The organism is Pseudomonas sp. FP2300 (genome assembly GCF_030687595.1).
Classification (GTDB): domain Bacteria; phylum Pseudomonadota; class Gammaproteobacteria; order Pseudomonadales; family Pseudomonadaceae; genus Aquipseudomonas; species Aquipseudomonas bijieensis.
Window position 1 is genome coordinate 3,426,580 of sequence record NZ_CP117440.1, and the last position, 25,724, is coordinate 3,452,303.

Here is a 25,724-nt window from a genome sequence, read left to right on the forward strand (position 1 = left end):
CCGCCCTGTGCACATGCTGATTTGGGCTACCGCATGGGCGGCCCGAATCGGAACACTCATGACTCGCCTCATAAATATAAAAACAGGAGAGACGTCATGCGCACCCCCCACTACGCTCCATTAATTTCTCTGGTTGCACTCTGTACATTGGGGCCGCAGGCACAGGCCTACGAGCTCTACAACGAAGACGATGGTGCTACCGTCCTCAATGCCGACCTCTGGGCTGGATTTGGTTGGTTCGGCAGTGAAAAGAACTACCTCGCCAACCCGCAGGAGGAACCCGGCAGGATGCGATGGCAGGAAGGCTTCGCAAAGTACGGTCTAAACGGCACGACGGACAAGATCGGTCCCGGCTCGATCTACGGCGGGTTCAGCCTGATCAGCACTGGCTCATGGGGCGACGGGGACGCGGGGGCGATCACTGCCGGGAATGAAAGAAGAACGGCGGTAGAAGACGCCTATCTGGGCTGGAAGTCAGGCGACCTGATTCCCGCCCTGGGTACGGACGGCGTTGATTTCTCCTTTGGCCGGCAGCTCGTGACGGTGGACGGTTTCCTGATCACCGACGACGGGTTCGCTCCCGGCAAGGCCTTCAGCCCCATCCCAGGTGTGGCGGACGGTCGGTTCAATCGCGGCGGCGCCTTTTACCTGGGGCCGCGATTGGCCTTTGGCAATACGGCCGTCCTGAAACTGGGCGGTACGGATGGGCTTCACGGCAGCCTGATGTGGTTGAAGTCGGACAATCCAGGACAGTCGGAGACCGAAGTGGCGGCCGCCACCATCGACTACACGACGCCCATCGGCTCGATCGGCTCGACCTATGTACACGGGCTGGATGTCAACGAGCGATACACCTTCGCCGATCGGAGTGAGCGCAAGGGTATGGATATCTACAGTATCCGCGGCCAGGGCAATGCCGGCATCGAGAACGCTGATTTTGCATTCGAGGTGGCGCGCCAGGAAAAACGTTCGGGGTCGCAGCGGGCGATGTTCTTCGACGCGGGCTACACCTTTGCCGACGTCAAATGGCAACCGGCAGTGAGTTACCGCTATTCGCGCTATTCCGAAGGCTGGGACTTCCTGTTCCAAGGCGGTTTCCGCAAGCGGTACCAGGGTGAAGTCGCCGCGAACTACGCCGGTTCAGTGACCTCGAACATGCAAATCAACGATGTGCTGTTCTCGGTGCAGCCGACCGACAAACTGACACTCAACGCGATGTACTTCCACTATCACCAACTCTCCGACCGGGATACCCAAGACTTCAGTGCCCGTGAGGTCGACCTGTACCTGGACTGGATGGTGACGGACAACATCACGTTGTCGCCGCTGGTGGGTTTCTACAAGCCAAAGAAGTGGCTCGAGGACGGTGGTTTGCAGAGCGGGAGCGCATCAACCAACACTTACTTGCAGTTCATCGTGTGGGTGACGTTCTGATCTGAGTCGCCGCTGGCGGCATCTGTTGCAGGGAGTTTGATGCGTAGGCGCCACCAGCGGTGGCGCTTTCCGGCGGGAAAGGTGATTAAGACGGGACGGTCACAGCATGCGGCGCAGGACGTCGTTGCGAGGGTCCGGGTCGAAGAAGCGGTGCTTGAGGGCGCCGGCGACATGCAGCACGATCAGGCCGAGCAGGGTATAGGCGAGCACTTTGTGCAGCCACTGGAAGACGACGAACCAGTCGTCATTTTTCGGTAGCAGCTCCGGCAGGTTCACGCCAAAAAAGAATACCCCGTCGCTCATCGTGTAGGTGCTCGACATCGAGTAACCCATCAACGGCACGATCACGATCAGGACGTACATGGCACGCTGCACCAGCTGTGACAAAAACCGCTCATGTCCAGCCAGTGTTTCCAGCGGTTGTGGAAGCTTGGGGGTGCGCCAGCGCAGGGTGATCTGGACCAGGACCACCAACAGCATCAACACCCCAAAGGATTTGTGCCACGGGTAATAGAGCTCGTATTTGCTTGCTACTTCATCATTCATCCCGGTCATGTGCCAGCCAGCCCAGAGGAGGCCGGCGATGAGCACGGCGCGCACCCAGTGCAACATACGCAGGGACGTCGGATACCGATCAATTGTTGTTTGATTTACCGGATTCATCGCAGTCTCTCCATCGATCATCAAGGCATCGGAATGCACATTTGAACGGCCACCCTCTACGACACAGGGCTTGGAGGGTGGTCCGGTCAGTGCGGTTTTTTGTTCTCAGTTAGGCAGCAACACGGTGATGACCTTTTCTTCGGTATAGGCCAACGCGCCGCTGAACCCGCCTTCACGGCCAATGCCACTGGACTTGACGCCGCCCCAGGGCAGGTTGGCGTCCAGCGGGCTCCAGCAGTTGATGCCCACGGCACCGGCCTTTACCGCCGCGGCAACGCGGTGCGCTCGCACCAGGTCGCTGGTCCAGATCGTGGCCGCCAGGCCGTAGGTGGAATCGTTGGCCATTGCGATCGCCTCATCTTCGCTGTCGAACGTGATCACCGTGCCAACGGGGCCGAAGATCTCGTCTCGGGCGATCGCCATGTCATTGCGGGCGTTGGCGAAGATGGTCGGCTGCACAAACCAGCCCCGCTCGGGGTTCGATACGCCGCCGGCCAGCAGGGAGGCGCCTTGTTCGATGCCCAGCTGGATGTAACGGTTGACCCGTTCGAACTGTGCTTTCTTGGCCACTGGCCCCATCTGCACGTCGGGCTGTCGAGGATCGCCTACCTTGACTGCTCGAGCAGCATCGGCAAGCGCTGCGGCGAAGCGATCGGCGATGCTGCGTTGTACCAGGATACGCGAGCCGGCGGCACAGACCTGGCCCTGGTTGACGAACAAGCCGAGCGCGCAGCCGCGCAACGCGTCGTCGAAGGACGCGTCATCAAAGACAATCTGTGGGCTCTTGCCGCCCAGCTCCAGTGCCACACGCTTGAACAGCACGCCGGCGGTGCGCTGGATCTCGCGTCCGGCCTCGGGGCTGCCGGTGAAACTGATCTTGGCCACATGCGGGTGTTCGCACAAGGCGCGACCCACCTGTGCACCGTAGCCGGTAACCACGTTGATCACACCGTCAGGGAAGCCCGCTTCCTGAGCCAGCGCGGCCAGGTGCAGGGCCGATTGCGGTGTCTCTTCCGAAGGTTTGATGACCACGGTGCAGCCGGCGGCCAGCAAAGCGGCGAGCTTCCAGACCGTGATCATCAGCGGCGAATTCCAGGGCACGATGGCACCGACCACGCCCACCGGCTCGCGCACCGTGTACGAGAGGGTCTTGCTGCCGAAATAGCCGCCGGTGGGAATGGTGCGCCCCTCCAACTGGTTGGCCCAGCCAGCAGCGGCGCGCAGGTTGGCGACCGCGTTGGGCAGGTCCATCCGGCGCGGCTCGACCGGGGAGCGACCGATGGCGTTGGCGTCCAGATCGGCCAGCAAGTCGGTGTCGCGTTCCACCAGGTCAGCCAGCTTCGACAGCAGTCGACCGCGCTGGGCGCCATCGAGCTGGCTCCAGGCGCCACCCTCGAGTTGGCTGCGCGCTGCCTCCACGGCGCGGTCCACATCCGCGCTCGTGCCGCATGCGGAGCTACCGTACACCTGCTCTGTCACAGGGTTGATGAGGGTCATGCGTCCACCGTCGGAGGCTTCTAAGGACGCTCCTTGGATGAAGTGATTCAGGTGCTGAGTCATGTCAGGGGCCCTGCGTAATGTGAGTGATCGGTGGGGCACGCCTCATGCTTCGAGGGAGGCCAGGGCGTCGCCAAAGATGTCCAGCGCCTTGAAAAACAGCGAGCGTGTGATCGTCAGCGAGGGCATGACGCGCATCACGTTGCTGTAGCGACCGCAGGGAATCATCAGCACGCCGTGGTTCAGCAGGTAACCCATGAGTTGACCGATCTTGGCGCCCTCCAGCGGTGCCTTGGTGACCGGGTCTTCGACCAGCTCGATACCGATCATCAGGCCACGACCGCGAACCTCGCCGACGAAGGGGCTCTTGAAGCCACGGATACGTTCCTGAGCCTCCAGGCCCAGCGTGTGCGCGCGATTGAGCAGATCCAGCTCCGGGTCCTGCAGGATGCTGATGTTGGTCAGCGCCACTGCCGCGGACAGCGAGTTGGCGGCGAAGGTATTGGGCATCGATCCGTCGGGGATCGCGGCTGCCAGGTCCGAACGCATGATCAGGCCCGCCATCGGCAGGTCGCTGCCAATGCCCTTGCCGAAGGTGAGCATGTCGGGTTTCACGCCGGAATGTTCGACCGCCCACATCTTGCCGGTACGCCCCGCGCCGGATTGCACTTCATCGACGATCAACAGCGCGCCGCTGAGGTCGCAGGCCTTGCGCAGCAGTTGCAGGAACTCTGGCGAGGGAGGCACGTAGCCGCCTTCACCCTGTACCGGCTCCACGATCACGGCGGCCACGTCATCGGCGGCGGTGTAAGGGGTATTCAGCAGGTAATCCACGTAGTCGCCAGCGATCTGTTCGGCGCTTTTGTGCGTGGTGTCGAAGGGGAAGCGGTAGGCATAAGGGTAGGGGGCGTGAATGACGCCGCCCATCTGGGCACCGTAGCCCTTGCGGTAGGCCGTACCGGTGGTCAGCGCACCGGAGGCGTTCCACACGCCGTGGTAGCCGCCATGGAAGGCGATGATCTGGTGCCGTCCGGTGACGCGTTTGGCGAACTTGATCGCGGCTTCCAGCGCATCGCTACCGCTTTGCGTGAAGAACGTAATGCAATCGCCGCGCAAGCCGTCGGGCGCGATCTCGGAGAGCTTGGCGGCCAACTCGGTGCGGCGGGTGCTGTTGACTTCCAGGGCGTGCATCAGCACTTCGGACTGTTCGCGGATGGCCTGCACCACTTTCGGGTGGCAGCGACCTACGCTGCTGACGCCCACGCCTGCGGACAAATCGATATAGGTGTTGCCATCAGCGTCCTTGAAGGTCGCACCGAACGCCCGGTCCATGGCTACGGGCATGCGTCCGCCGCCGCGGGCCATCGACTCGGTACGCGCCGACAACGCCAGGGCCTCGGTGGTCTTGGGACCGGGAATGGTGGAAATGATCCGCGGGGCATCCGCGAAGTGGAGGGATTCAAGCTTGGTTTCACTCATGACGGTCTCTCAGGATGTCGGTTTCAGTGTCTCGATCATCCCCGTCGCTTCCGCCTGGCCGGTAGCCCGAATCGGCACATTGGGAGGGTCGCCTCGAACGCTGATTTCGATGAGCGGCTCCTTGCGTAAAGAAATTTGCATAATTCTCTTAATGTGAGAATATCGCACAAGAAGGCAACCTAAAAAGAAGAATATTGGCCGAGGCTTTCGTCATCATGAAAATTCAGAACATCAGCCACTTTCGTGACATCCATGTCCACGCCGCTACCGTCCAGGAGTGGAATCAGGACTACAGCCAGTTAACCGCTGGCTCGATCGAGAGTTCGCTCATACAGTTGACGACGGCGCGTTGCCACATATTCCGTGAGCAGATCAACCAACGCGTGGTGCAGCATGGCGTGGCGCCCCGGGGCAAGATGTGCTTTGCCGTGCCCATCACCGTTCCGGGTTCGATTCGGATGCAGGGGCGGGAAGTGGACGACAGCAGCCTGTTCTTTCTTCACGGTGGCGAGGAGTTCATGTTTCACATGCCGATGGGCATGGAACTGCTGGCCATTACCTTCGAACGTGAACTGTTCGAGCAGGCATTGGCGCAAACGGCGTCGGCCAAGGAAATCAGCCAGTTGCTGCGTCAGCCGGTGATCAGGGTCTCCACGCAACGCTATGCAGACGCACGACGTCGAATGCTGGCTGTATTCTCCCAGGCGCTCTCGAACGAAGATCTTGGCAATACGCAAGATCGGGAACTGGAACTGGAACAGGCCATGCTCGGCGAGTTGCTGCAACTGATGACCGACCCGGCCTGCGACAAGCAGCAGCGTCTTCCAAGTTCCACACGCAGCTTCATTGTCGAGAAATGCCATCGCCTGGCGACCGCGGAATTGAACAACGTGCCCAGCGTGGACGAGTTGTGCCAGCGGCTCCAGGTGAGTCGACGTACCGTGCAGAACAGCTTCCGTTCGGTTGCCGAGACGACACCCATCAATTACTTGCGCTCCGTGCGGCTCAACGGTGTTCGTCGGACCTTGATGTCCACCCAGGCCGCGCACCTCTCGATTGGCGATGCCGCGGCCCAATGGGGCTTCTATCACCTCAGCCATTTTGCGGCGGAGTACCAGGAACTGTTCGCAGAATTGCCCTCTCATACCACCCGCGCGGCCATCGCCGATTGCGCGCGCGCCTGAGCATCTACCGAGCATGGTGTCGACTGCACAAGGATGTAGCAAAGATGAATAGCCTTCGCCGCCTGCTCATGGTGTTCGACCTGTTTCGCCCTGATCAGCCGGTCATTGACGTGGAGACCATTTGCCAGGAGCTCGGCTTTACACCCGCGACCGCCTATCGTTATCTGCGCGAGCTCGGCGATGCGGGCTTCCTGAAGCGATTACCGCGCGGCTACGCACTCGGCCCGCGAATCGTCACGCTGGAGCATCAGATGACGAAGTACGATCCGTTGCTGGCGTGCAGCCGGGACCTGGTCGATAAATTGGTCGACGATACCGGCCTGGATGCGCTGGTCAGCGAATGGCATGGTGATTCAGTGGTCAACGTGCTGATCCAGCGGGGTTCCGATGCCGGTCCGGTCGGTGGCGACAGGGGGCGACCGATCGATCTGCTCCACAGCGCGACTTCCCGGGTCGTATTGGCGTATCTGCTGCCGCGCCAGATCCGCCGCATCTATGACGTTCACGCGAAGCCAACCGAACCGCAGCAGCAGGGCTTGGCGTGGAAGCCGTTCAGCAAGAGCCTGCTCGCCATTCGCAAGCAGGGTTACTGTATCAGCGAAAGCGAGCTGCACCCGGGACGCAGTGGCGTCGCCGCGCCGATTTTCGACGAAAAGCAGCGCGTCCTTGGCAGCATGACCCTGGTTGGACGCAGTGAGCGGTTCCGTGCTTTTCAACCGGGCTACCTGTGCGACCTGGTGACCGGCGCAGCGGCGGAACTGACGGCACGCATCGCTTTGCAATGAGGTGATAGCGGGGGACGGATGACAGCCCTTCGGTTTTTTTGACGAGCGAACTCTGGTTACCGATTTGGGATAGTGGAGCGTTCAGGGAGAGGCATAGGATCGAATCCAGCGTGTAACAAGAACAACAACGCTATTCGGTGGCGGTGAGCGGTTGACTGCATCGATCCCACAGCGACTGCCTCATACAATAAGGTCAAGAAAACATGAGTGTATCTCTCCCGGTCAACAACTCCACGGAGCTCAAGCGTGGGGCCCTGGGTGTCGGCTTCATCATCTTCTTCGTGGTTTCGGCGGCGAGTCCCTTGAGTGTCATCGCTGGCGGCTTCCCCATAGGCATCATGCTGGGCAACGGCGCCGGTACACCGGCATTGCTGATCCTGGCCCTGCTGGTGTTGCTGGCCTTCTCGGTGGGCTACACCACCATGTCCCGGCATGTCACCAACGCCGGTGGTTTCTATGCATTCACTGCTCGCGGCCTGGGTTGTTTCGCTGGCGGGGCTGCGGGGGTGTTGGCGATGTTCGCCTACAACATCCTTCAGGTGGGCCTGTATGGCATGTTCGGTGGCGTGGTCAGCGGCACGATGGAGAGTGTGTTCGGCCTGGTGTTGCCCTGGTGGACGTATTCGCTGATGGCGATGGCCAGCATTGCGATCCTTGGCTATCGCAAGATCGACCTGTCGGCCCGGGTGTTGTCGGTCATCGTGATCGCCGAATACCTGGCGATCCTGCTCCTGGACTTCGCCATTCTCAGGACGGGCGGTGACAGTGGCATCAATCTCGACGCATTTGATCGCAGCCACGTACTCAGCGGCACCCCGTCAATCGGCTTGCTGTTCTGCTTCGCCGCGTTCATCGGCTTCGAGGCCACCACCATCTACGGCGAAGAAGCCAAGAACCCGCAACGCACGATCCCGATTGCCACCTACTGTTCGGTGTTGCTGATTGGTGGTTTCTACGCGCTATCGGTCTGGTCGATGGTGATCGGCGTAGGGGCGGACAAAATCGTCGCCACGCTCCAGGCGTTGCAGGATCCGACGACCTTTATCTATGGCATGTCCGACCACTTTGTCGGCCCGCAGCTGACCCAGGTCATCCGCGTGCTGTTCATGGTCAGCATCTACGCCGGGCTGCTGGCGTTCCACAATGCCGCGGCCCGTTACTTCTATGCCATCGGCCGTGACGGTCTGCTGCCCAGCCGGCTGGGAACCACTCATCGTGTGCACCAGAGCCCGCACATGGGCTCGGCGTTGCAGAGCTTGATCTCCGCCGTGGTCGTGCTGATTTTCGCGGCGATGGACGCCGATCCGATCCTGCAATTGTTCGCCTGGCTGTCCAACCTGGCGACGCTTTGCGTGATCTTGCTGATGGCGCTCACTTCCGCGGCGGTATGGGTCTTCGCTCAGCGCCATCCCGAGCTCAAGCTGGGGATCTGGCGTGGGCGGATTTTCCCCGGTTTCTCCTGCCTTGCGTTATTGGCGGTCCTGGTTATCGCGGTGGTGCATTTCGATGTGCTGACGGGCGCTAGCAAGGCCTTGTCCTATGGTCTCTGCGCGATCATTCCCGCAGCGCTGCTGGCAGGTGTGTTTCTGGCGGCGCGGCTGCGCAAGGCATCGCCACAGCGGTACCTGGTACTGGGCAGCCACAAGCTCTGAAAGCCGCAAATGGCTCAGGGACTGAGCTTTGGAGAACGTCGGGCAGGCCCCGTGCTCATGCTGCCCACATTCGCCCGAGCGCAATCGCGACGTCGTTCCTGCACTGATCTGTCATCCGCCCCGGATACTGATCGAACATATGCGGGACGCCCGGGTAGACGTGAAGCTCGCTGGGCACGCCTGAGCGCGAAAGTTTCAGCGCGAAGTCCACACTTTCCTCCAGAAACAGATCCAAGCCCCCAACACCAGTAAAGCTGCGGGGTAAACCCTGCAAATCAACCGCGAGCGCGGGGGAAAACAGGAAGGCTTTTTCGTCCCCAGGGGCGTAGGGCCCTTGCAGGCATTGCCAGCAAAACTGGTTGGCTTGCGGCCTCCAACTCAATGCGCCGGTTGTGGGATTGGCCGAGGGGGCTGCCGCCGAGCCGGTCCTGTGATCGAGCATCGGGTAAATCATGACCAGGCCTGCGACGGAGTATTGGTGTCGCTCCCGAACCAGTAGGGCCAGCGCTGCGGCCAGGCCGCCTCCGGCACTGTGGCCCATGATGACGATTTTTTGTCGATCAAGGCCCAGCGTATGGCTTTGCTGCAAAAGCCAGCCCAGCGCCGTGTAACAGTCTTCCAGCGGAACAGGAAACGGATGCTCCGGGGCCAGTCGATAATCGACCGCGACGATCACCGTTCTCAACTGGCCAGCGAGATCGGCCAGGTAGTCGTCGACCATCTCCGGGCTTCCCAGGACGAAACCTCCACCATGCAAGTACAGGATAGCCGGGAGCAGCTGGTCCTCGAAGGCCGGGGCAGGCCGGTAAATACACATGCGCACGCTATCGGCGCCAGGGGTAGCGCCTGTCCAGCGCTGTTCGCCGCGCGACATCTCGGGAGTTTTCGAGTTGGCGCTTACTCGGTCTCGGATACCGGGGAGAGCGGCGAGGGTCCATTGACTGGAAGGCTCTTCAAGGAAAAAACCATAATCGGGGTCAAGCAGGTGATCCGTGTTCAAGGGGTACTTCCTCCTTGCCAGGGGCTTATTCAGCCCCCGCAGGTTTTAAACCCTATAACCAACCCTTGATCTGCGCGCACACAGCCTGGGTGGAAATCCCATAGCGATCGTGCAATGTCGGAAGCGCTCCAGCATCGAGAAAGGCGTCCGGCAGCGCGATTTGCCGGAACGTCGGCGTGACGCCATTGCGCAACAGCACGGTCGCCACGGCTTCGCCCAATCCACCGATGATGGAGTGGTTTTCCGCCGTCACGACCAGTCGTCCCGGCTTTCTCGCCTCGGCCAGAATGGTCTGCTCGTCCAAAGGCTTGATAGTGGGGACGTGAAGCACTGCGACATCCACGCCGTCAGCCTGAAGTTCCTTGGCCGCTTCCAAAGCACGCATTGTCATCAAACCAGTGGAAATGATTAAAACCTCGTTGCCCGTGCGCAGAGTCTTGGCTTTGCCGATCTCGAACTTATAACCGTATTCGTCGAGCACCAGCGGTACGTTGCCCCGCAGTAACCGCATGTAGACGGGCCCTTGATGGGCGGCAATGGCAGGAACCGCCTGTTCGATTTCCAGGGCGTCGCAGGGGTCGACGATCATCAGGTTCGGCATGGCGCGGAAGATCGCCAAGTCGTCAGTCGCCTGATGGCTGGGGCCATATCCGGTGGTCAGTCCTGGCAAACCACAAACGATTTTGACGTTGAGATTTTCCTCGGCAATCGCCATGCAGATGAAGTCATAGGCCCGGCGCGAAGCAAATACCGCGTAAGTGGTGGCGAAGGGCACGAATCCCTCCCGCGCCATGCCCGCTGCCGCACTCATCAATAACTGCTCAGCCATACCCATCTGGTAGAAACGCTCGGGGTGCGCCTTCGCAAAAATGTGCAGGTCGGTGTATTTGGACAAGTCAGCCGATAAACCCACGATATCCTGGCGCTGGTCCGCGAGTGCGGCCAAGGCGTGACCGAAGGGCGCTGATTGGGTGGCCTGACCTTCAGCAGCAATCGAGGCAATCATCGCCGAGGTCGTCAGTTTTTTCTTCGCGACCGCGGGCACCTGAGCGTTAGTGTTATGTGAGTTGTTCATGCTGTTTTGCCTTCTTCGAGGTTGTTCAGGGCCACATCCCATTCATGCTCGTCCACGCGAATGAAGTGAGTTTTTTCGCGGGTTTCCAGGAACGGCACCCCTTTGCCCATCTTGGTATCGCAGATGATGACGCGCGGTTGCGCGGTGGGATGGCTGCGGGCGGCGTCGAACGCCTTGACCAGGGCGTCCAGGTCATTACCGTCTACCCGCTGGGTGAACCAGCCAAAGGCTTGCCATCGATCAACGATAGGTTCGAATGCCAGCACCTCGCTGGAGTGCCCGTCGGCTTGCTGATTGTTCACGTCGACGATGGCGATCAGGTTGTCGAGTTTCCAATGGGAGGCTGACATGACCGCTTCCCAGGTGGAGCCCTCATTCAGTTCGCCATCCGATAACAGGTTGTAAACGAAAGAGGCGGATTGCTTGCGCTTCAAACCCAGGCAGGCGCCTACGGCGATGCCCAGCCCCTGGCCCAGCGAGCCACCGGTGATCTCCATGCCGGGGGTGTAGGCGGCCATGCCAGACATGGGCAGGCGGCTGTCATCCGAACCGTAGGTTTCAAGCTCATCCAGTGGAATGATTTCAGCCTCGATCAGAGCGGCATACAGCGCGATCGCGTAGTGGCCGATGGAGAGGTAAAAACGATCGCGCTGTTCCCACTCGGGATGTTCGGGCTTGTAGTTCAAGGCGTGAAAGTACGACACAGCCAGCAAGTCTGCGGCGCCCAGCGCCTGGCCGACATAGCCCTGGCCCTGGACTTGCCCCATGCGCAAGGCATGGCGGCGAATGTTATGGGCCCGTTGCACCAGGGTGGTGGTGGAGGCGCGGGATAAAGTGGCAGTCATGGAAATTCTCCGTTAACTCAACGATTGACCGAAGCGGCGGGAATACGCAGCACCAAGCAGGCACCGATGCACAGCACACCGGTAATCAGGTACATGCCGATGGCGCTCGAACCGGTTGTGGTGGTGATCCATCCAATCAGGTACGGCGAGCAGAACCCCGCAAGATTGGCGAAGCTGTTGATCCCGGCGATCCCCGCTGCGGCGGAGACGCCACCGAGCAATGTGGTAGGCAGCATCCAAAACAGTGAAGACGCCGACAGCACGCCTGCTGCTGCAAGGCACAAGAACAACACCGACAGCATCAGGTTGCCGCCGAACACCGCAGCCAACGTGAGGCCCAAAGCGCCGGCAATCATTGGCCCAACCAGATGCCAGCGGCGCTCCTGGTGCTTGTCGCCGCTGCGGCCCATGAGCACCATCGCGACGATGGCGCACAAATAAGGGAGGCTGGTGAGCAATCCGATGTGCATCGGATCGGCAACGCCTGCGTTACGGATCAGCGTCGGCAGCCAAAAGGTGATCGCGTACTGGCCCATGACCACGCAAAAGTAGATGCAAGCGAGAATCCACAGGCGACGGTCCCGCAGGAACGCCCCGACCGATGCATGGGTGACTTTGCGGCTGTTGTCCTCGGCCAGTTCTTTGCTGACCAGGGCTTTTTCTTCATCGGTGAGCCAGGTCGCCTGGTGGACGCCATCCTTGAGGTAAGCCAGCACCATCAGGCCAACGATGACGGTCGGAATGGCCTCGATCACGAACATCCACTGCCAGCCCGCCCAACCGTGAAAGCCTGCGAACTTGGTCATGATGTAGCCTGAGAGCGGCCCGCCGATCATTCCTGAAAGGGGGATGGCAATGAACCACAACACGGTCATTTTTGCCCGGCGGTAAGAGGGGAACCAGTAAGTGAGGTAGAGCAGCAAGCCCGGGGCGAGACCCGCTTCGGCGATACCGAGCAGAAAGCGCAGCGTATAGAACTGCCAGGCCGTTTCCACGAAGGAGAAGAGGGCGGAGATGATGCCCCACGAGATCATGATGCGCGCGATCCAGCGACGGGCACCGACCCTGTGGAGAATGAGGTTGCTTGGCACTTCGCAGAGGAAATAACCAAGAAAGAACATACCGGCGCCGAGCCCGTATACGGTCTCGCTCAGGGACAGGTCACTCATCATCTGAAGCTTTGCAAACCCGACATTTACCCGGTCCAGGTAAGCGCACAGGTAGCACAGCATCAGGAAAGGCATCAGTCGCCAGGCGGTTTTGCGATACGCGCTTGAGCGCACTGTGGACACAGCGTCGAGCGTCATGGTGGTCATCATGATGGTCTGATCTCTTGTTTTTATAGAACGCCGGGCTTGAGCCCGACGTATCTTCGATCCAGAACTTAATGGGCGGCGGTGGTTACACCTGTCGTCAGTGGATCAACATGCCGCCGTTTACATCGAGCGTGATGCCGGTTAGGTAAGAGGACAAGTCGCTGGCGAGAAACAGAGCCGCATTGGCGACATCCTGCGCGGCGCCCAGACGACCCAGCGGGATGCTTTCGATGATCGCGTGGCGGCGCTCATCCTGCATCAGCCCGCCGGTGATGTCGGTATGGATCAAGCCTGGCGTGATGGAGTTGACGCGAATGTTGTCTGCGCCGAATTCGCGCGCCATGGCCTTGCCCAGCCCGAGCACGCCGGCTTTCGCTGCGCTGTAGTGTGGGCCGCCAAAAATGCCGCCGCCACGCTGGGCCGATACGGATGACATGCAGACGATGCTGCCCGAAGCCTGAGTGCGCATCAGCGGAATGACCGCCTGGGACATCAACAGCGTGCCGCGTAGGCTGACATCCAGGACCTTGTCGTAGTCGCTCGGGCGTATGTCCAGGGTCTTGATCGGCTGCGTGATGCCGGCATTGTTGACGAGTACGTCGATACGGCCGTAGCGCTCGATAACCTTGGCGACGGCGGCTTTGACTTGCGTTTCGTCGGCGACGTTGGCAGCCAGGCCCAGATGGCCTTCGCCGAGGGTGGCCGCGGCATCACGGGCGGCGGCCTCGTCGAGATCCAGGATCACGACGCGAGCACCGTGTTTGGCGAAGGTGACAGCCGTTGCGCGGCCGATACCACGTTCGGATGCGGCGCCAGTGATAATCGCGACCTTGTCTTGAAGAAGCATGAGGGGTACCTCTGATTGTTTTTATGGTTCGATTCAGCGATCGATGACTCAGAGTGGGCTCCCTCGACATGTCGAGCAATAACGCAAACGTCACTGCTAGATGAATAAAATTCAGCACTCGTCAACGCGGATCGCAAATGCTTGAATGGCACTTACCCGTTCGAGACCAAAAACAATAGGCTGAATACCGATGCGCCAGGACGATACCCCTTCATCCAACCTGCCACCGCTGAGAGCAATTCAAGCCTTCGAGCAGACCGCCCGTTTTGGCAACCTGGCAAGAGCCGCCGAAGTGCTGGACCTCACGCCGTCAGCGATCAGCCACCAACTGGCCAAACTGGAGGTCATGATTGGCCGACAGTTATTCGTGCGGGCAGCCCGTGGGGTGACGCTGACACCGGTCGGTGAGCAGTACTTGAAGGACATTTCCGGTTTGTTGCAGAGCCTCGAGGTCGCCACCGAGCGGGCAGCGAGTGACGTCAGTCTGGATTGCCTGCGGCTGCATTCCTCTCCCAGCTTTGGCTTGCTCTGGCTGATGCCAAGGTTGGAGTCATTTCGCCTGAGCAACCCGGACATCCAGATTAACTTGTCTTGTTCCTACGAATCGCTGCATTTCAGCCAGGACAAGATCGATGTCGATATTCGCCACGGCCGGCCGAATTGGCCCAGCTATGAAGTGCGCACCGTGCGCAACGAGAGCTTCGCCGTGCTGGCCTCGCCCAAGCTGATCGGGCGCTGCGCGGTAAAAAACGCAACCGATCTCCTGGCTGAAGACCTGATCCTTTCCGAAGCGACCTTGCTCAGATGGCCTGAGTGGTTCGCCCAGCATGGCCTGGCACGCCCTGAAAAACCCTACGCCTTGAGTTTTGACCGATCCTACATGAGCCTGGAAGCGGCGAGCCACGGCTTGGGATTCGCCCTCGAAAGCACACTGCTGGCACAAAAATACCTCGCCAATGGTTCGCTGGTTGAGGTCGCCCCCGAAGCCTTGAGTTCTCCGGTGGCCGCCCACCACCTGGTGTTCCCGAAGGCTCATTCCAGTTTCCCCAGGGTCAGGCGATTCTTGGGTTGGATGGAAGGGGAGTTGGGGCATAGCTTCGTGTTTTAAAGGGGGTGGTCGTACGAAGGGCGACCGCCATGATTTTCAGCAATCGAACACGATAGTCAGGCTGTCATAGCGCGGTTGGTGGCAACAATTTGCTCGTGTGTGAACTGACTGTCGGGAGTCATAAACTTGGCGATCAATGCGTCGCGGTTTTGAGGCGCTCGCGCCTTGTCTGCCGCTTGCAGCGCCAATTTCAGCTCCGGCAATGTCAGCTCGGTGCAGTAGGCGGGTGTACCTGGTTGCTGACGCCACGAATCTTCAAGGCTACCGGCGGCAAGTGCGATAAAGCCCGTATCCTCAACGAGATGCCGTGCGATTGACTCAGCCTGAGTGTCATCCCCGGCTACCGGTAAGGCGATGCGTGCTGCAGCCCCGTCTGCCTGCCTATTGTCGGCAAGGGTCGCTGCGAGGACCGCGTTCCAAGCCTTGATGACCGGGTGGCCGATCTGCTCGCTTACCCAAATGCTCTCGGGCTTGCCGTCATCAACTTCCTTGATTGCCCCATCGCGCCCGGGATAATAATTGGATGTGTCAATTACGACGATTTTCTTGGGGACACTACTCAGCGTCTGTTTGAGATCTGGGTATTTCGCGAAGGGGATCGAGAGGATGATCACGTCTACCTCGGAAACAACATCTTCCCTGGTCACCGCGTGCACGCCGATTTCATTGGCAAGGCTCTGGATGCTCTGAGGGCCTTTCGAGTTTGCCAGCTTAACTTCATGGCCGCACGCAGCGAGCTTGCGGGCTAGGGTAGCCCCAATATTGCCGGCACCGATAATTCCGATTTTCACTTTAAGAACCTCCTTACCTACAACCAATATTTAAGTGACTGTCTGGCTGGGTATGCGAATGAATTAGCGCACCGTGAAGCCTGCAACCTGGGATGCGCACGCCTGTCGTCTGACTCTGGTAAATACGACTTTTCAAGAATGAGAGGTCATGCTGTTGGTAAACAATGCACGATCCGTGTGCATGTGGTTGCCTGGAGCGATCTCATCTGGTTAGCCGAATGACCGCATAAGGCAATACCCACAAGGTCAATGTCACTCTGCCGGAGGTTTGTACGCCGCAAGCATTTTCAACACTTCGTCATGTGAACCCGTCGCTTCAGCAAACCTTAATGGTTTGGCGCGCTCAACAACGAGTTCTGATGGGGTCGGAGAGATCTTTAGCAGTTCAAAGATTTCATCCAAAAACTCCTCCAGAGGCATCGCGTGCTCGTCATTTTCCTGCCCGAGCAAAGTGGTGCGCACACCCGGCGGCGCAAGCTCGATAACTTCGACGGAGGAGTCCTCCAACTGTACTCGAAGACTTTGAGTGAACGAATGAACCGCTGCCTTGGTGGCGCTGTAGGTCGGTGTGGCAGGCAGTGGAACGAATGCCAGGGCCGAGCTGACGTTCATAATGGTTGCGCTGGGTTGTTTGAGCAGTTGGGGAGTAAATGCATACACCATGCGAATCGTGCCAAGTAAGTTCGTTGTCACGATATCTTCGGCTGTGCGCAGGCCTTGCGGCTCAGTCAGATTCTCCCACTGCATAATCCCGGCATTGTTTATGAGAACGTTGAGATTTGGATGGCTGATCGCAAGCGCTTCGCTGCTGCGCTGGATGGAGTGCGGATCGCAGATGTCCAGCAATACTGATTCAATACCTGGATGCTCCGACGCGATCTTGTCGAGCAGAGCCTTGCGACGTCCAGCGATGATGACTTTATTGCCCGCCTGATGAAGCCTGAGCGCCAGACCGAGGCCGATGCCCGAGGTGCCGCCAGTAACCAGAATCGTGTTGCCAGTGCCGTTCATAGTAAACTCCAAGGGAAAACGGTTAATCGGACAAGTGTCCACTTTTAGAAAATACCGGACAGCTGTCCGCTTAGCAATGCATTGAAGGAAAACTTTGCTCATGACTGACGAGCTGGTGATGCGTTCTGACGCCAAGAAAAACCGCGAACGGATACTGGAGGTCGCGGTGGTTGAGCTGACTCGCGATCCTGCGGTTCCCTTGAGCACGATCGCCAAGAAGGCTGGTGTGGGGCAGGGCACGTTCTATCGCCATTTCGCCACCCGAGAGAAGCTGGTATTCGAGGTTTATCAATTCGAGATGCAGCAGGTGGCAGCGTTGGCGGAACAGTTCCTCGCGACCAAACCACCTAAAGAAGCCCTCCGTGAATGGATGGACTGCCTTGCTGAATATGCGATGACGAAAGCAGGGCTCGCGACTGCCATACAACAAGCTGCGTCCATTTATGAGTTCCCGGGAAAGTGCGGATACGCTCCCGTCCAGGCGGCAGCCGAGTTGCTTTTGAGGGCAAATGAAAAGGCCGGAACGATTCGCAGCGGGATAACCAACGATGACTTCTTTCTAGCCATCGCTGGAATATGGCAAATGGATGCCCAGAGCGAATGGCGCTCGCGTCTCGCAAGACTGATGAACTTGGTGATGGATGGTCTGTGTGCTGGCAGCCCCGAAAGTCTGAAAAAGAGTAACGCGCCTTCCTCCATGCCACTTTGTCCGCCCAGCGCCTCGTAGGTCGCGTTGATTGCGGACATTAGGCCTCATGTGTTGAACGAGACCTGGAAGGCACTACCGGTCATAGCCGCTTTTGACGCGCAATGACCGGATCGCTTACAGATTATTTTTGCGCCAGCAATGCCTTCCGTGCCGCCTTTTCATTTTTCATGGCAGCAATTTCACGCTCGCAGGCCTCGACATCGAACGAATTATCCCACTTGGCAATGGCGATGGTGCCGATGCCATTGCCGATCAGATTGGTCACGGCCCGCGCTTCGTTCAGGAACCGGTCAATGCCCAAGAGCAAAACGAGTCCCACCAGTGGAATGGAGTGGATGGTTGTCAGCGTTGCAGCCAACGTCACAAACCCCGCACCCGCCACACCGGCCGAGCCTTTGGATGTCAGCAGGAATACGCCTAACAGAATCATCTGATCCATGAAACTCAGGGGGGTATTGGTCGCCTGGGCGATGAAGATAGCGGCCATGGTGAGATAGATGCAGGTGCCATCTGCATTGAAGGTGTAACCCGTAGGCAGCACCATGCCCACCACCGATTTTTTGCAGCCAAGCTTTTCAAGTTTCACCATCATTCGTGGCAGCACGGCTTCTGTTGAACAGGTGCCAAGCGTGATGAGAATTTCATCCTTGAAATAGCGGAGAAATTGCATCAACGGCATACCCGACCATCTGGCAACCGAACCGAGCACAACCACGATGAAAACCAGGGTTGTGATGTAGAGCGCGACCAGCAACTGACCGAGTGACAGCAAGGTACCAATCCCGTACTTGCCGATCGTGAACGCCATACCTGCACCAGCCCCAATGGGCGCCAAGCGCATGACCATGGCAACGATCTTGAACAGCCCTTGCAGGAACAGATCTATGGTGTTGATCAACGGTTTGCTGGTTTCGCCCATTTGAACCAGAGCAATACCCATCAATATCGAAAGCAGGATGACTTGGAGCATGACGCCATTGGAAAATGCGCCAAGGAACGTCGGGGGGATGATGTTGAGGAAGAAATCAATGATGCCACCCTGTTCACTGGCAGCCTGGCTGTACTTGCTGACAGCACTTCCATCAAGCGCGCTGGCGTTAATGTTCATGCCGACGCCGGGCTTGACGATGTTGACGACGATGAGACCAACGACCAAGGCGATGGTGGATAGGATCTCAAAGTAGATCAGCGCTTTTACGCCAATCCGACCGACCTCTTTGATACTGCCCATCTTTGCGATGCCCACGACCACGGTGCCGAAAATAATCGGTGCCAATAGCATTTTGATCAGTTTGATGAAGCCATCGGCGAAGGGCTGGAGCTTGGCTCCGATATCAGGTACGAAGTAACCGATTGCTGCACCGATCACGATGCCGATCAGCACTTGGACATACAGCTGGCTGTACCAGCGGGACTTGGAAGTTTCCACGTAAGCACCTCATTTTATTTTTGTGATGGGCATGTGGCTTGGCGTCACTGGGGGACGCCTAAGTCTGCGGCCTCTTTCAAAGAAACCGCAGATCGAGGGTGATCAGCCTTCGCCCAGCTCACGCATGACTGCGTACAGAGCGGACTTGGCTTCGAAGCCGACACCTGGAATATCCGGCAGCCCGACATAGCTGTTTTCGACCCGGATGCCGTCAGCGAAACCGCCGAAGGGCTGGAACACGTCAGGGTAAGATTCGTTGCCGCCCAAGTGCAGTCCGGCTGCGATGTTCAGGGACATCTGGTGACCACCATGAGGAACCACGCGGCGGGAAGACCAGCCCATTTCTTCCATCACCGTCAGGGTGCGCATGTACTCCACGAGACCGTAGGACAGAGCACAGTCGAACTGGAGGTAATCGCGGTCAGGTCGCATACCGCCGTGGCGCAGGAGGTTACGAGCATCCTGGTGGGAGAACAGGTTTTCCCCAGTGGCCATGGGCAGCTCATAGTGATTGGCAAGCTCAGCCTGGAGTGCATAATCCAGCGGATCGCCGACCTCTTCGTACCAGAAGAGGTTGTACTTCTTGATTGCTTCAGCGTAAGCAATACCGGTCTGTAGATCGAAACGCCCGTTGGCATCGACCGCCAATCGACGACCGTCGCCAACCACCTCAAGCACCGCTTCGATGCGACGAATATCTTCATCCAGTGGTACCGCACCAATTTTCATCTTGACGACATCGTAGCCACGATCCAGATAGCTCTGCATTTCTGCTTTGAGCTTGGTCTGATCTTTGCCAGGGTAATAGTAGCCACCTGCTGCATAGACCCAGACCTTGTCATCCGCGACGCCGTTACGGTAGCGGTCAGCCAGCAGGCGATACAGCGGTTTGCCTTCAATCTTGGCGACGGCATCCCATACAGCCATGTCGATGGTGCCAACGGCGACCGAGCGCTCGCCGTGGCCGCCTGGCTTTTCGTTGGTCATCAGGGTTTTCCAGATGGCGAACGGATCCAGGTTGTTGTTTTCATGGTCGACCAGCGTATCCGGATCAGCTTCGGTGATGCGCGCCAGGAAGCGATCACGCATCAGTGCGCCTTGGCCGTAGCGACCGTTGGAGTTGAAGCCATAGCCGATGACGGGTTTGCCGTCGCGAATCACATCTGTGATGACCGCGACAACTGAGCAGGTCATTTTCGAAAAATCGATGTAGGCATTGGCGATCGGCGAGGCGATAGACACAGTTTTTTCACGAATATCTACGATGCGCATGACGGGGTCCTCTTGTTGTTTGTGACCCCACGTTATGCTTTGCGATGTCACCCGCCCAATGCTATTAATGCCGCACCCTATGCACGGGAGGCATGGCCCTTGGAACTCGTTTGGCTCGAAGATCTTTCAGCGCTAGCGGAATACGGCAGCTTTGTTCGTGCCGCAGAAGCGCGGCATGTTACTCAGCCGGCTTTCAGTCGCAGAGTGCGTTCATTGGAGAATTGGATGGGGGTTGAACTGTTTGTTCGCACCCCACAAGGAGCCATCCTTACCGAGGCAGGAAGGAAAATTTTGCCCAGCGCCCAGGAAGCTGCCCGACATTTGTACCGGATGCGCAACGAGGCTCAGGAGGTCGCTGGAATGGCAGCCAGGTCGCTGCAATTCGCTGCAACTCACTCGCTGTCGTTTACTTTTTTCCCCAAGTGGCTTCGAAGCTCGGAAAACGGTGCCCCGATTGAGGCCGTGAAACTGCACTCGGATAGCATGGCTGTTTGTGAGCAGATGCTGATACATGGCCACGTCCAGTTTCTGCTCTGCCACCGTCATCCCGACGTTCCGCCTCTACTGGCTCCCGATCAGTTCATCAGCAAAAAGGTGGGTGAGGACGTTCTCGTTCCTCTTGCGAGTGCTTGCGCTAACTTCGGCACCTCGCCTGCGGCATTGCCATACCTCGCTTACACCCATGAGTCTGGACTGGGGCGTATCGTTGCTCACAGACTGCGTGGCAAGGAAGACTACCTCCACCTCAAACCACTTTTCAGCAGCCACCTTGCAGCGGTACTCATGTCCATGGCCCTGGAAAGCAAAGGCGTGGCGTGGTTACCCAAGAGCCTCACCGAGCAAGAAATCCTGGATGGGCGCTTAGTCAGAGCGCTCGACGAAAGCTGGGATATACCTTTGGAAATTCATCTGACTCGCCCAAAAGCAGTCCTCAGTCAGTCTGCCGAAGAGTTCTGGGGCAGGACGGGCAGTGAACCGCAGCCGTCCACATGACAGGTTGCTCTGGTATGATTCAGAGACTCTCAGGATCCCCGAAAAACATTTTGACTGGGCTCTAGGACGGTGGTTTCAGCTCAAAAAAATCGAGTTATGCCCCATTTCCCCCCCATTCGCACCGAGTAGCTCGAACTCAGTACTTCTCGATCATGTCGGCCGCCTGTTGGGGCGCCTGGCTGGTACGGGTGGCCAGCTTGCGGACCTCGTCGGCGACTACTGCGAAGCCCTTTCGGCCTCACCGGCTCTGGCCGTCGGAGCGCCGTGCGATCGGCGAGCAGGCGTTCTATGCCATCCAGTACCCGCCGCAGTAACGAATCTTTCGCCGCTATGGATACCCCCTCGCCATCGGGTTGTTCCAGCCTGTCGCCGAGCAGCTTCAGCTCCTTGCGAGTGCTATTTCTGAAAAACATCAATACCTCTGCCTTTGCTCACGAGGTTTCTGGGCGGTTCTTGCTCTTGATGCCCCGAGCATTACGGCCTTCGAATGCCCGGGGACGATCTGAACTTGGACTGGCGTACGCTGACTCAGGCGGCCTGGTACAGTCGGCGCTCGACCAGCATGCTGCCACGCAGGCGATGGGTTGCCTTGGCACCGGCCAGCACGGCCAGGTCCAACAGCGGCTCGAGGGTGACGACGGTCATGTAGGCACTGCCGAAGGTCAGAATTGACATTGCGTTTTCCGCTGTGAAGCCTTGCCCGTAGAAGGCCCAGAAGGCAACCCAGGCGACAATGCCCGCCTGGAAGGCCGTCGACAGCCCCAGAGCTTGTCTATAGCTCAGCTCCACGTACGGCGTGTTTGGCGCGATGATGCGTTTCGCCAGGGTAGCGACTGCGAACAGCGGTACCAGAAGGGTGGTGACGTTCATGCCGTATTGCGGCAGGTCGAATGGCGCGAAGAACAGGCTCTGAATCAGCAGTCCCAGGGCGAGACCCGCCGCCGCGGGGGCGGCGCCAAGCAGCAGGAACAGGGTTGACCCCAGGATGAGATGCACCTCGGAAACACCGACTGGATAGTGCGGTAGTAGCTCGAAGAAGCTGAACACCAAGGCCGTGGCAGTGACAGTGCGAGCTAGCAGCGAGAAGACACCACGCTCACCGATGGCTTGCGCAGCGAGTTTGAGGGTGTAGGCGCCGACACCTGCGGCAGTGACATAGCTCAGCCAGATTTTTCCAGCTTCCACCAGGTTAGGTTCGATATGCATGACGATTGCCCCTTGGCCGCTTCGCGACCTCGAAAGTTAAAAATAAGACGATCCAGGCCTCAGCGAGTGGCACGGCTGATCGCTACGGGCTCGTGCCGTGGCAGGTGTTCGTGCCCGTTTCCATGGGCCGGTGGGCAACTCGCATTGAGCAGTGCCACCGGTTGTCCATGGGGGGTATTCAAGTAAGCTCGCTGCCATTCCTCGGTGCGCTGGGTGATGTCTTCCATACCCGCTAAACCGAGTGTGGTGACCATTCTTTCCATCGCTGTAATCCATTGCCGGTAGTAAGTGTCGTTGACGCTTTCTCCGGGTTGCGCCGGGGCAGCCTTGATCTCGTCGCTGAATACCTGCACCCAGTCCTTCCAGGGAAACAGACCGCTTTGGTGCAGGTGCAGCAGCAGGGAAAAGGCCTGGGCCTGCCAAGGTTTGTCGAACACTGGGCCTTCATCGTCGAGAGACAGACCGGCTATTGGCGGGATGAAAGGCATGCTTGCGCTCATACGGCCTCCAGATAGTTGTCCCACAGATCAATGCAAACACTGTCCGGTCGCGCCACTCCCCACAATTCTGTAGCACTGAAGCGAACGGCATAGACCTGTTGGGGTTGTTCGCCTAGACCGTGGGCCATCGTGTCTGGGGTAGCAAACGCTCCGTGTGCAATCTCGATTGTCCCGACCTTGCCGCGCGCGTAACGCGGCAGTCGAGTGTGGGTGGTTGGATTGAGATTCTTCGTCCGCACCCGGTCACCGACCCGGAAGCGGCCGCTGACATGTTCCTTTGCCCTGGATGAGGCGCCACCGAGGATCACCGCCTCGACGATGTCCGGTGTGAGCACCGTAGGGGGCTGTGCCGGTGAGGTCGGTTTGGCCGTGCCCTGCAGTTCGGCAGCGCTGATCACGCCTTTTTCCAGCAGCAGGGTCTCGAAGGCGTGCAGCCAGTGCTCGTAGTAACTCGACTGCAAGTATTCAGACGGCTCCATGCGTTCAATGGAATGCCGGAACTCGTCGACATTGAAGTGTCCGCCGACGAAGAGCGAGGCGAACAGCGGAAAGATCCTGCGCTCCCAGTCGTGATGGAAGATCGGTTCATTTTCTTCGGTGAGCACCGGGCCGAAACCGTGCATACCGCCTAAGTCGTGTACACCGTTCATGGTTTTCTCCTTCTCGGGGTCAGGCTTCGTCGCCCGGCGTCTTGGGCAGGCCGGTGCCGATCATGGCGTCCCGCGTCACCAGCTCGACCAGTCGTTCCTCGCTCCAGCCGTCAGTGCCAGCCGGACGTTCCGGCAGTACCAGGTAGCGCAGCTCAGCACTGCTGTCCCAGACGCGAACTTCCTTGTCATTGGGAATAAGCAAACCGAATTCGGCCAGCACACTGCGCGGATCGATGACTATCCGTGAGCGATAGGGCGCGGATTTGTACCAGGCTGGGGGCAGGCCCAGGGTCGGCCATGGGTAGCAGGAGCACAGCGTGCAGACCGTCACGTTGTGCACGGTCGCGGTGTTCTCCACCACCACCATGTCTTCGCCCTGCACGCCGGAAAAACCCAGTTCGGCAATGGCCGCCGTGGCATCGTCCAGCAGCCGATGTTTGTATTCGGGATCGGACCAGGCCTTGGCGATCACCTGAGCGCCGTTGCGCGGGCCGACCTTGTGTTGGTAAGTGTCCACCAGAGCATCCATGGCGGTTGGGTCGATCAGGCCTTTTTCTATTAACAGGGATTCGAGCGCCTTGACACGCAAGGCGATGGTCTCGGGTGGCTCGGTGTGGTCGTGATGGTGATGATGTTCGTGCGTATGGCTCATGTATTGGCTCCTCTGAAGTTGGTACTTACTTTCAGTGCTACTTGCCGGTGTTTGTTCGCCAATGCGATGCGCAGGTTTACAACGTCCGCCAATCGACAGAGGCCTCGAATGCAGCTGCGGCTTGGTAGAGGGTGCTTTCGGCATAATGTCTTGCGACAAACATCAGCCCTACGGGCAGTCCGTCCACCAGGCCACAAGGGATCGACATGGCGGGGTGCCCGGTAACGTCCTGAGCGGCCGTGTTGCCTAACATCTCCAACGCACGAGTGACGGTCTCGGTGATTGAAGACCCCGGTTCCGGCAGCGGCTGAGCGGTGATTGGTACGGTTGGCATGACGAGCAGGTCATAGGTGTTCAACGCCTTGTCATAGGCAGCTCGGGCAAAGCGCGCAATGTTCTGGGCCTTGGCGTAGTAGCGACCGTTGTAGCGCTCCAGACCGAACTGGCCCACGAACATGCAGAGCTTGAGTGACGGGGACAATGCGTTCGCCTGATCGCGCCAACCGGCCTGTTTGTCCAGCAGGCCCACGTCGTAAAGCCCCTTCCAGTTAAAACCCGCTCCGTTGCCATGCATCATTTGCATGGTCAGGCCTTCACAGCCGATTGGGCTCCACAACGATCCCGCCAGGGTGTGTTCGGGAACCGAGACCTCCTCGACCCGCGCGCCCAACGCCTCGAGTCGGGCGATAGCGCTGCGCACCTTTTCTGCGATACGTGGATCTTGGTTTGCGAGTTGGAAGCCTTCCTGGAGAACCCCGATCCTGAGTCCGATCACGCCTCGCTCCAAATAATCGCAATAGGCATCGACCTTGGGGGCGCTCTGGCGAGGGTCGAGCCCGTCGGCTCCGGCCATCACTTCCAGCATGAGAGCGTTATCGCGCACGTTGCTCGTCATGGGGCCGACATGGTCGAAAGTGGACTCGATCGCCATGACGCCGGTATAGGGCACCAGACCGAAGGTGGGCTTCATTCCGTAAATGCCGCACCATGCTGCCGGAATGCGGATGGAGCCGCCCTGGTCTCCACCGACGGCCAGGTCGACCTCGCCCGACGCCACAAGCGCCGCGCTGCCAGAAGAGGAGCCGCCGGTGGTGAAACCATGGCGATAAGGGTTGTGCACAGGAGCCGGGTCCGAGGTGTGGCTACCACCGGAGAGGCAGTAGTGTTCACAAGTGGCTTTGCCGAGGATGGTTGCTCCAGCGTCGAGCAAACGCGTCACCACGGTGGCATCGAACGACGGTACGAAACCCTCCAGTGGTGCGGCACCGTTCATCATGGGGACACCGGCCAGAGAGATATTGTCTTTGAGCGCTACCGTCTTGCCAGCAAGTTTGCCCGAACTGGCACCCATCACCTCCGTTCTGTAGTACCAGGCGTTTAGCGGATTATCCGTGCTTGAAGGGCGATAACCAGAGCTGCGCTCATAGCGCACTGGAGGGATGAAGTCTGGCAACTCATCGACGAGATCATAGGCATCAAAACTGGGTTGCATAAGTGCCAGGTATTCGCTGGCTTGCTCGGGTGTCAGCTGTATGTGCAGGCGGCTGGCGAGATCCTGCACTTGTTCGAGAGTCGGGCGGATGATGGCCATGGGGTGTCCTGTTTCCTGTGCCAACCCGTAGGGTG

At 58.9% G+C, this 25,724-nt stretch carries 24 protein-coding genes and 1 pseudogene; 7 read left to right on the top strand and 18 right to left on the bottom strand.

All coding sequences use genetic code 11. The features are described 5' to 3' along the window. Window positions 1–96 precede the first annotated feature (96 nt). A complete protein-coding gene (locus PSH86_RS15290) occupies window positions 97–1,434 on the top strand; it encodes an alginate export family protein (RefSeq protein WP_116832387.1) in 1,338 nt (445 codons plus the stop codon). Window positions 1,435–1,533: 99 nt separating this feature from the next. Here PSH86_RS15290 and PSH86_RS15295 read toward each other — a convergent pair whose 3' ends face one another. From PSH86_RS15295 to PSH86_RS15305, 3 genes are all read right to left on the bottom strand, one after another. Further along, window positions 1,534–2,097, bottom strand: coding sequence for a cytochrome b (locus PSH86_RS15295; RefSeq protein ID WP_109755427.1), 564 nt, complete (start codon window positions 2,095–2,097; stop codon window positions 1,534–1,536). 105 nt (window positions 2,098–2,202) lie between these two features. Then, window positions 2,203–3,657, bottom strand: a complete 1,455-nt coding sequence (locus PSH86_RS15300) for an aldehyde dehydrogenase family protein (protein ID WP_116832388.1) — start codon at window positions 3,655–3,657, stop codon at window positions 2,203–2,205. Between the two features lie 42 nt (window positions 3,658–3,699). Continuing rightward, complete coding sequence (locus PSH86_RS15305; protein WP_109755429.1) at window positions 3,700–5,073, bottom strand: aspartate aminotransferase family protein; 1,374 nt, start codon at window positions 5,071–5,073, stop codon at window positions 3,700–3,702. Window positions 5,074–5,288: 215 nt separating this feature from the next. On the opposite strand from PSH86_RS15305, the gene PSH86_RS15310 reads away from it, so the two are divergent. The 3 genes from PSH86_RS15310 (at window position 5,289) to PSH86_RS15320 (ending at window position 8,694) form a co-directional block, all read left to right on the top strand. Further along, on the top strand, window positions 5,289–6,257 hold the full coding sequence (locus tag PSH86_RS15310; protein WP_109755470.1) for a helix-turn-helix domain-containing protein: 969 nt from the start codon (window positions 5,289–5,291) through the stop codon (window positions 6,255–6,257). Window positions 6,258–6,301: 44 nt separating this feature from the next. Continuing rightward, window positions 6,302–7,042 carry an IclR family transcriptional regulator gene (locus PSH86_RS15315; RefSeq protein WP_109755430.1) on the top strand — a complete coding sequence of 247 codons (741 nt, stop codon included), beginning with the start codon at window positions 6,302–6,304 and terminating at the stop codon, window positions 7,040–7,042. Window positions 7,043–7,245: 203 nt separating this feature from the next. Continuing rightward, on the top strand, window positions 7,246–8,694 hold the full coding sequence (locus tag PSH86_RS15320) for an APC family permease (protein WP_305483653.1): 1,449 nt from the start codon (window positions 7,246–7,248) through the stop codon (window positions 8,692–8,694). 55 nt (window positions 8,695–8,749) lie between these two features. On the opposite strand, the gene PSH86_RS15325 is transcribed toward PSH86_RS15320, so the two are convergent. From PSH86_RS15325 to PSH86_RS15345, 5 genes are all read right to left on the bottom strand, one after another. Further along, a complete protein-coding gene (locus PSH86_RS15325) occupies window positions 8,750–9,694 on the bottom strand; it encodes an alpha/beta hydrolase (RefSeq protein ID WP_109755432.1) in 945 nt (314 codons plus the stop codon). 52 nt (window positions 9,695–9,746) lie between these two features. Further along, window positions 9,747–10,769 carry a transketolase family protein gene (locus PSH86_RS15330; protein WP_305483654.1) on the bottom strand — a complete coding sequence of 341 codons (1,023 nt, stop codon included), beginning with the start codon at window positions 10,767–10,769 and terminating at the stop codon, window positions 9,747–9,749. Continuing rightward, complete coding sequence (locus PSH86_RS15335) at window positions 10,766–11,614, bottom strand: transketolase (RefSeq protein ID WP_109755434.1); 849 nt, start codon at window positions 11,612–11,614, stop codon at window positions 10,766–10,768. The genes PSH86_RS15330 and PSH86_RS15335 overlap by 4 nt, the downstream gene beginning before the upstream one ends. Before the next feature lie 17 nt (window positions 11,615–11,631). Next, window positions 11,632–12,933, bottom strand: a complete 1,302-nt coding sequence (locus PSH86_RS15340) for an MFS transporter (protein ID WP_305483655.1) — start codon at window positions 12,931–12,933, stop codon at window positions 11,632–11,634. A gap of 94 nt (window positions 12,934–13,027) precedes the next feature. Then, window positions 13,028–13,777: an SDR family NAD(P)-dependent oxidoreductase gene (locus PSH86_RS15345; protein WP_305483656.1), complete on the bottom strand. Its 750-nt coding sequence runs from the start codon at window positions 13,775–13,777 to the stop codon at window positions 13,028–13,030. A gap of 190 nt (window positions 13,778–13,967) precedes the next feature. On the opposite strand from PSH86_RS15345, the gene PSH86_RS15350 reads away from it, so the two are divergent. Then, window positions 13,968–14,885, top strand: coding sequence for a LysR substrate-binding domain-containing protein (locus tag PSH86_RS15350; protein ID WP_305483658.1), 918 nt, complete (start codon window positions 13,968–13,970; stop codon window positions 14,883–14,885). Window positions 14,886–14,941: 56 nt separating this feature from the next. Here the strand turns inward: PSH86_RS15350 and PSH86_RS15355 are convergent, their stop codons facing one another. Together PSH86_RS15355 and PSH86_RS15360 are read right to left on the bottom strand one after the other, a co-directional pair. Further along, window positions 14,942–15,676 carry an NADPH-dependent F420 reductase gene (locus tag PSH86_RS15355; protein ID WP_305483659.1) on the bottom strand — a complete coding sequence of 245 codons (735 nt, stop codon included), beginning with the start codon at window positions 15,674–15,676 and terminating at the stop codon, window positions 14,942–14,944. A 252-nt stretch (window positions 15,677–15,928) separates the two neighbouring features. Further along, window positions 15,929–16,687 carry an SDR family oxidoreductase gene (locus tag PSH86_RS15360; protein ID WP_116832393.1) on the bottom strand — a complete coding sequence of 253 codons (759 nt, stop codon included), beginning with the start codon at window positions 16,685–16,687 and terminating at the stop codon, window positions 15,929–15,931. A 100-nt stretch (window positions 16,688–16,787) separates the two neighbouring features. Here PSH86_RS15360 and PSH86_RS15365 point away from each other — a divergent pair, with 100 nt between their 5' ends. Beyond that, entirely contained in the window at window positions 16,788–17,414 is a 627-nt protein-coding gene (locus PSH86_RS15365; protein ID WP_162893826.1) for a TetR/AcrR family transcriptional regulator, read from the top strand. A gap of 103 nt (window positions 17,415–17,517) precedes the next feature. On the opposite strand, the gene dctA is transcribed toward PSH86_RS15365, so the two are convergent. After that, the gene (gene dctA / locus PSH86_RS15370; RefSeq protein ID WP_109755439.1) at window positions 17,518–18,825 is read right to left on the bottom strand and encodes a C4-dicarboxylate transporter DctA; all 1,308 of its coding nucleotides are present in this window, start codon (window positions 18,823–18,825) and stop codon (window positions 17,518–17,520) included. Window positions 18,826–18,927: 102 nt separating this feature from the next. Further along, on the bottom strand, window positions 18,928–20,097 hold the full coding sequence (locus tag PSH86_RS15375; protein WP_305483661.1) for a mandelate racemase/muconate lactonizing enzyme family protein: 1,170 nt from the start codon (window positions 20,095–20,097) through the stop codon (window positions 18,928–18,930). 99 nt (window positions 20,098–20,196) lie between these two features. Here PSH86_RS15375 and PSH86_RS15380 point away from each other — a divergent pair, with 99 nt between their 5' ends. Next, window positions 20,197–21,090 carry a LysR family transcriptional regulator gene (locus tag PSH86_RS15380; protein WP_109755441.1) on the top strand — a complete coding sequence of 298 codons (894 nt, stop codon included), beginning with the start codon at window positions 20,197–20,199 and terminating at the stop codon, window positions 21,088–21,090. Window positions 21,091–21,226: 136 nt separating this feature from the next. Here the strand turns inward: PSH86_RS15380 and PSH86_RS30600 are convergent. The 6 genes and pseudogenes from PSH86_RS30600 to PSH86_RS15405 all read right to left on the bottom strand — a co-directional run. Further along, a pseudogene (locus PSH86_RS30600) lies at window positions 21,227–21,342 on the bottom strand (methyl-accepting chemotaxis protein); the annotation flags it as partial. A 276-nt stretch (window positions 21,343–21,618) separates the two neighbouring features. Beyond that, complete coding sequence (locus tag PSH86_RS15385; RefSeq protein ID WP_025569543.1) at window positions 21,619–22,296, bottom strand: energy-coupling factor ABC transporter permease; 678 nt, start codon at window positions 22,294–22,296, stop codon at window positions 21,619–21,621. Window positions 22,297–22,355: 59 nt separating this feature from the next. Continuing rightward, entirely contained in the window at window positions 22,356–22,796 is a 441-nt protein-coding gene (locus PSH86_RS15390; protein WP_025569545.1) for a nitrile hydratase accessory protein, read from the bottom strand. Next, entirely contained in the window at window positions 22,793–23,446 is a 654-nt protein-coding gene (nthB, locus tag PSH86_RS15395) for a nitrile hydratase subunit beta (protein ID WP_025569547.1), read from the bottom strand. The genes PSH86_RS15390 and nthB overlap by 4 nt, the downstream gene beginning before the upstream one ends. 19 nt (window positions 23,447–23,465) lie before the next feature. After that, window positions 23,466–24,098, bottom strand: coding sequence for a nitrile hydratase subunit alpha (nthA, locus tag PSH86_RS15400; RefSeq protein ID WP_305483662.1), 633 nt, complete (start codon window positions 24,096–24,098; stop codon window positions 23,466–23,468). 76 nt (window positions 24,099–24,174) lie between these two features. Continuing rightward, complete coding sequence (locus tag PSH86_RS15405) at window positions 24,175–25,689, bottom strand: amidase (RefSeq protein WP_305483663.1); 1,515 nt, start codon at window positions 25,687–25,689, stop codon at window positions 24,175–24,177. Window positions 25,690–25,724 lie beyond the last annotated feature (35 nt).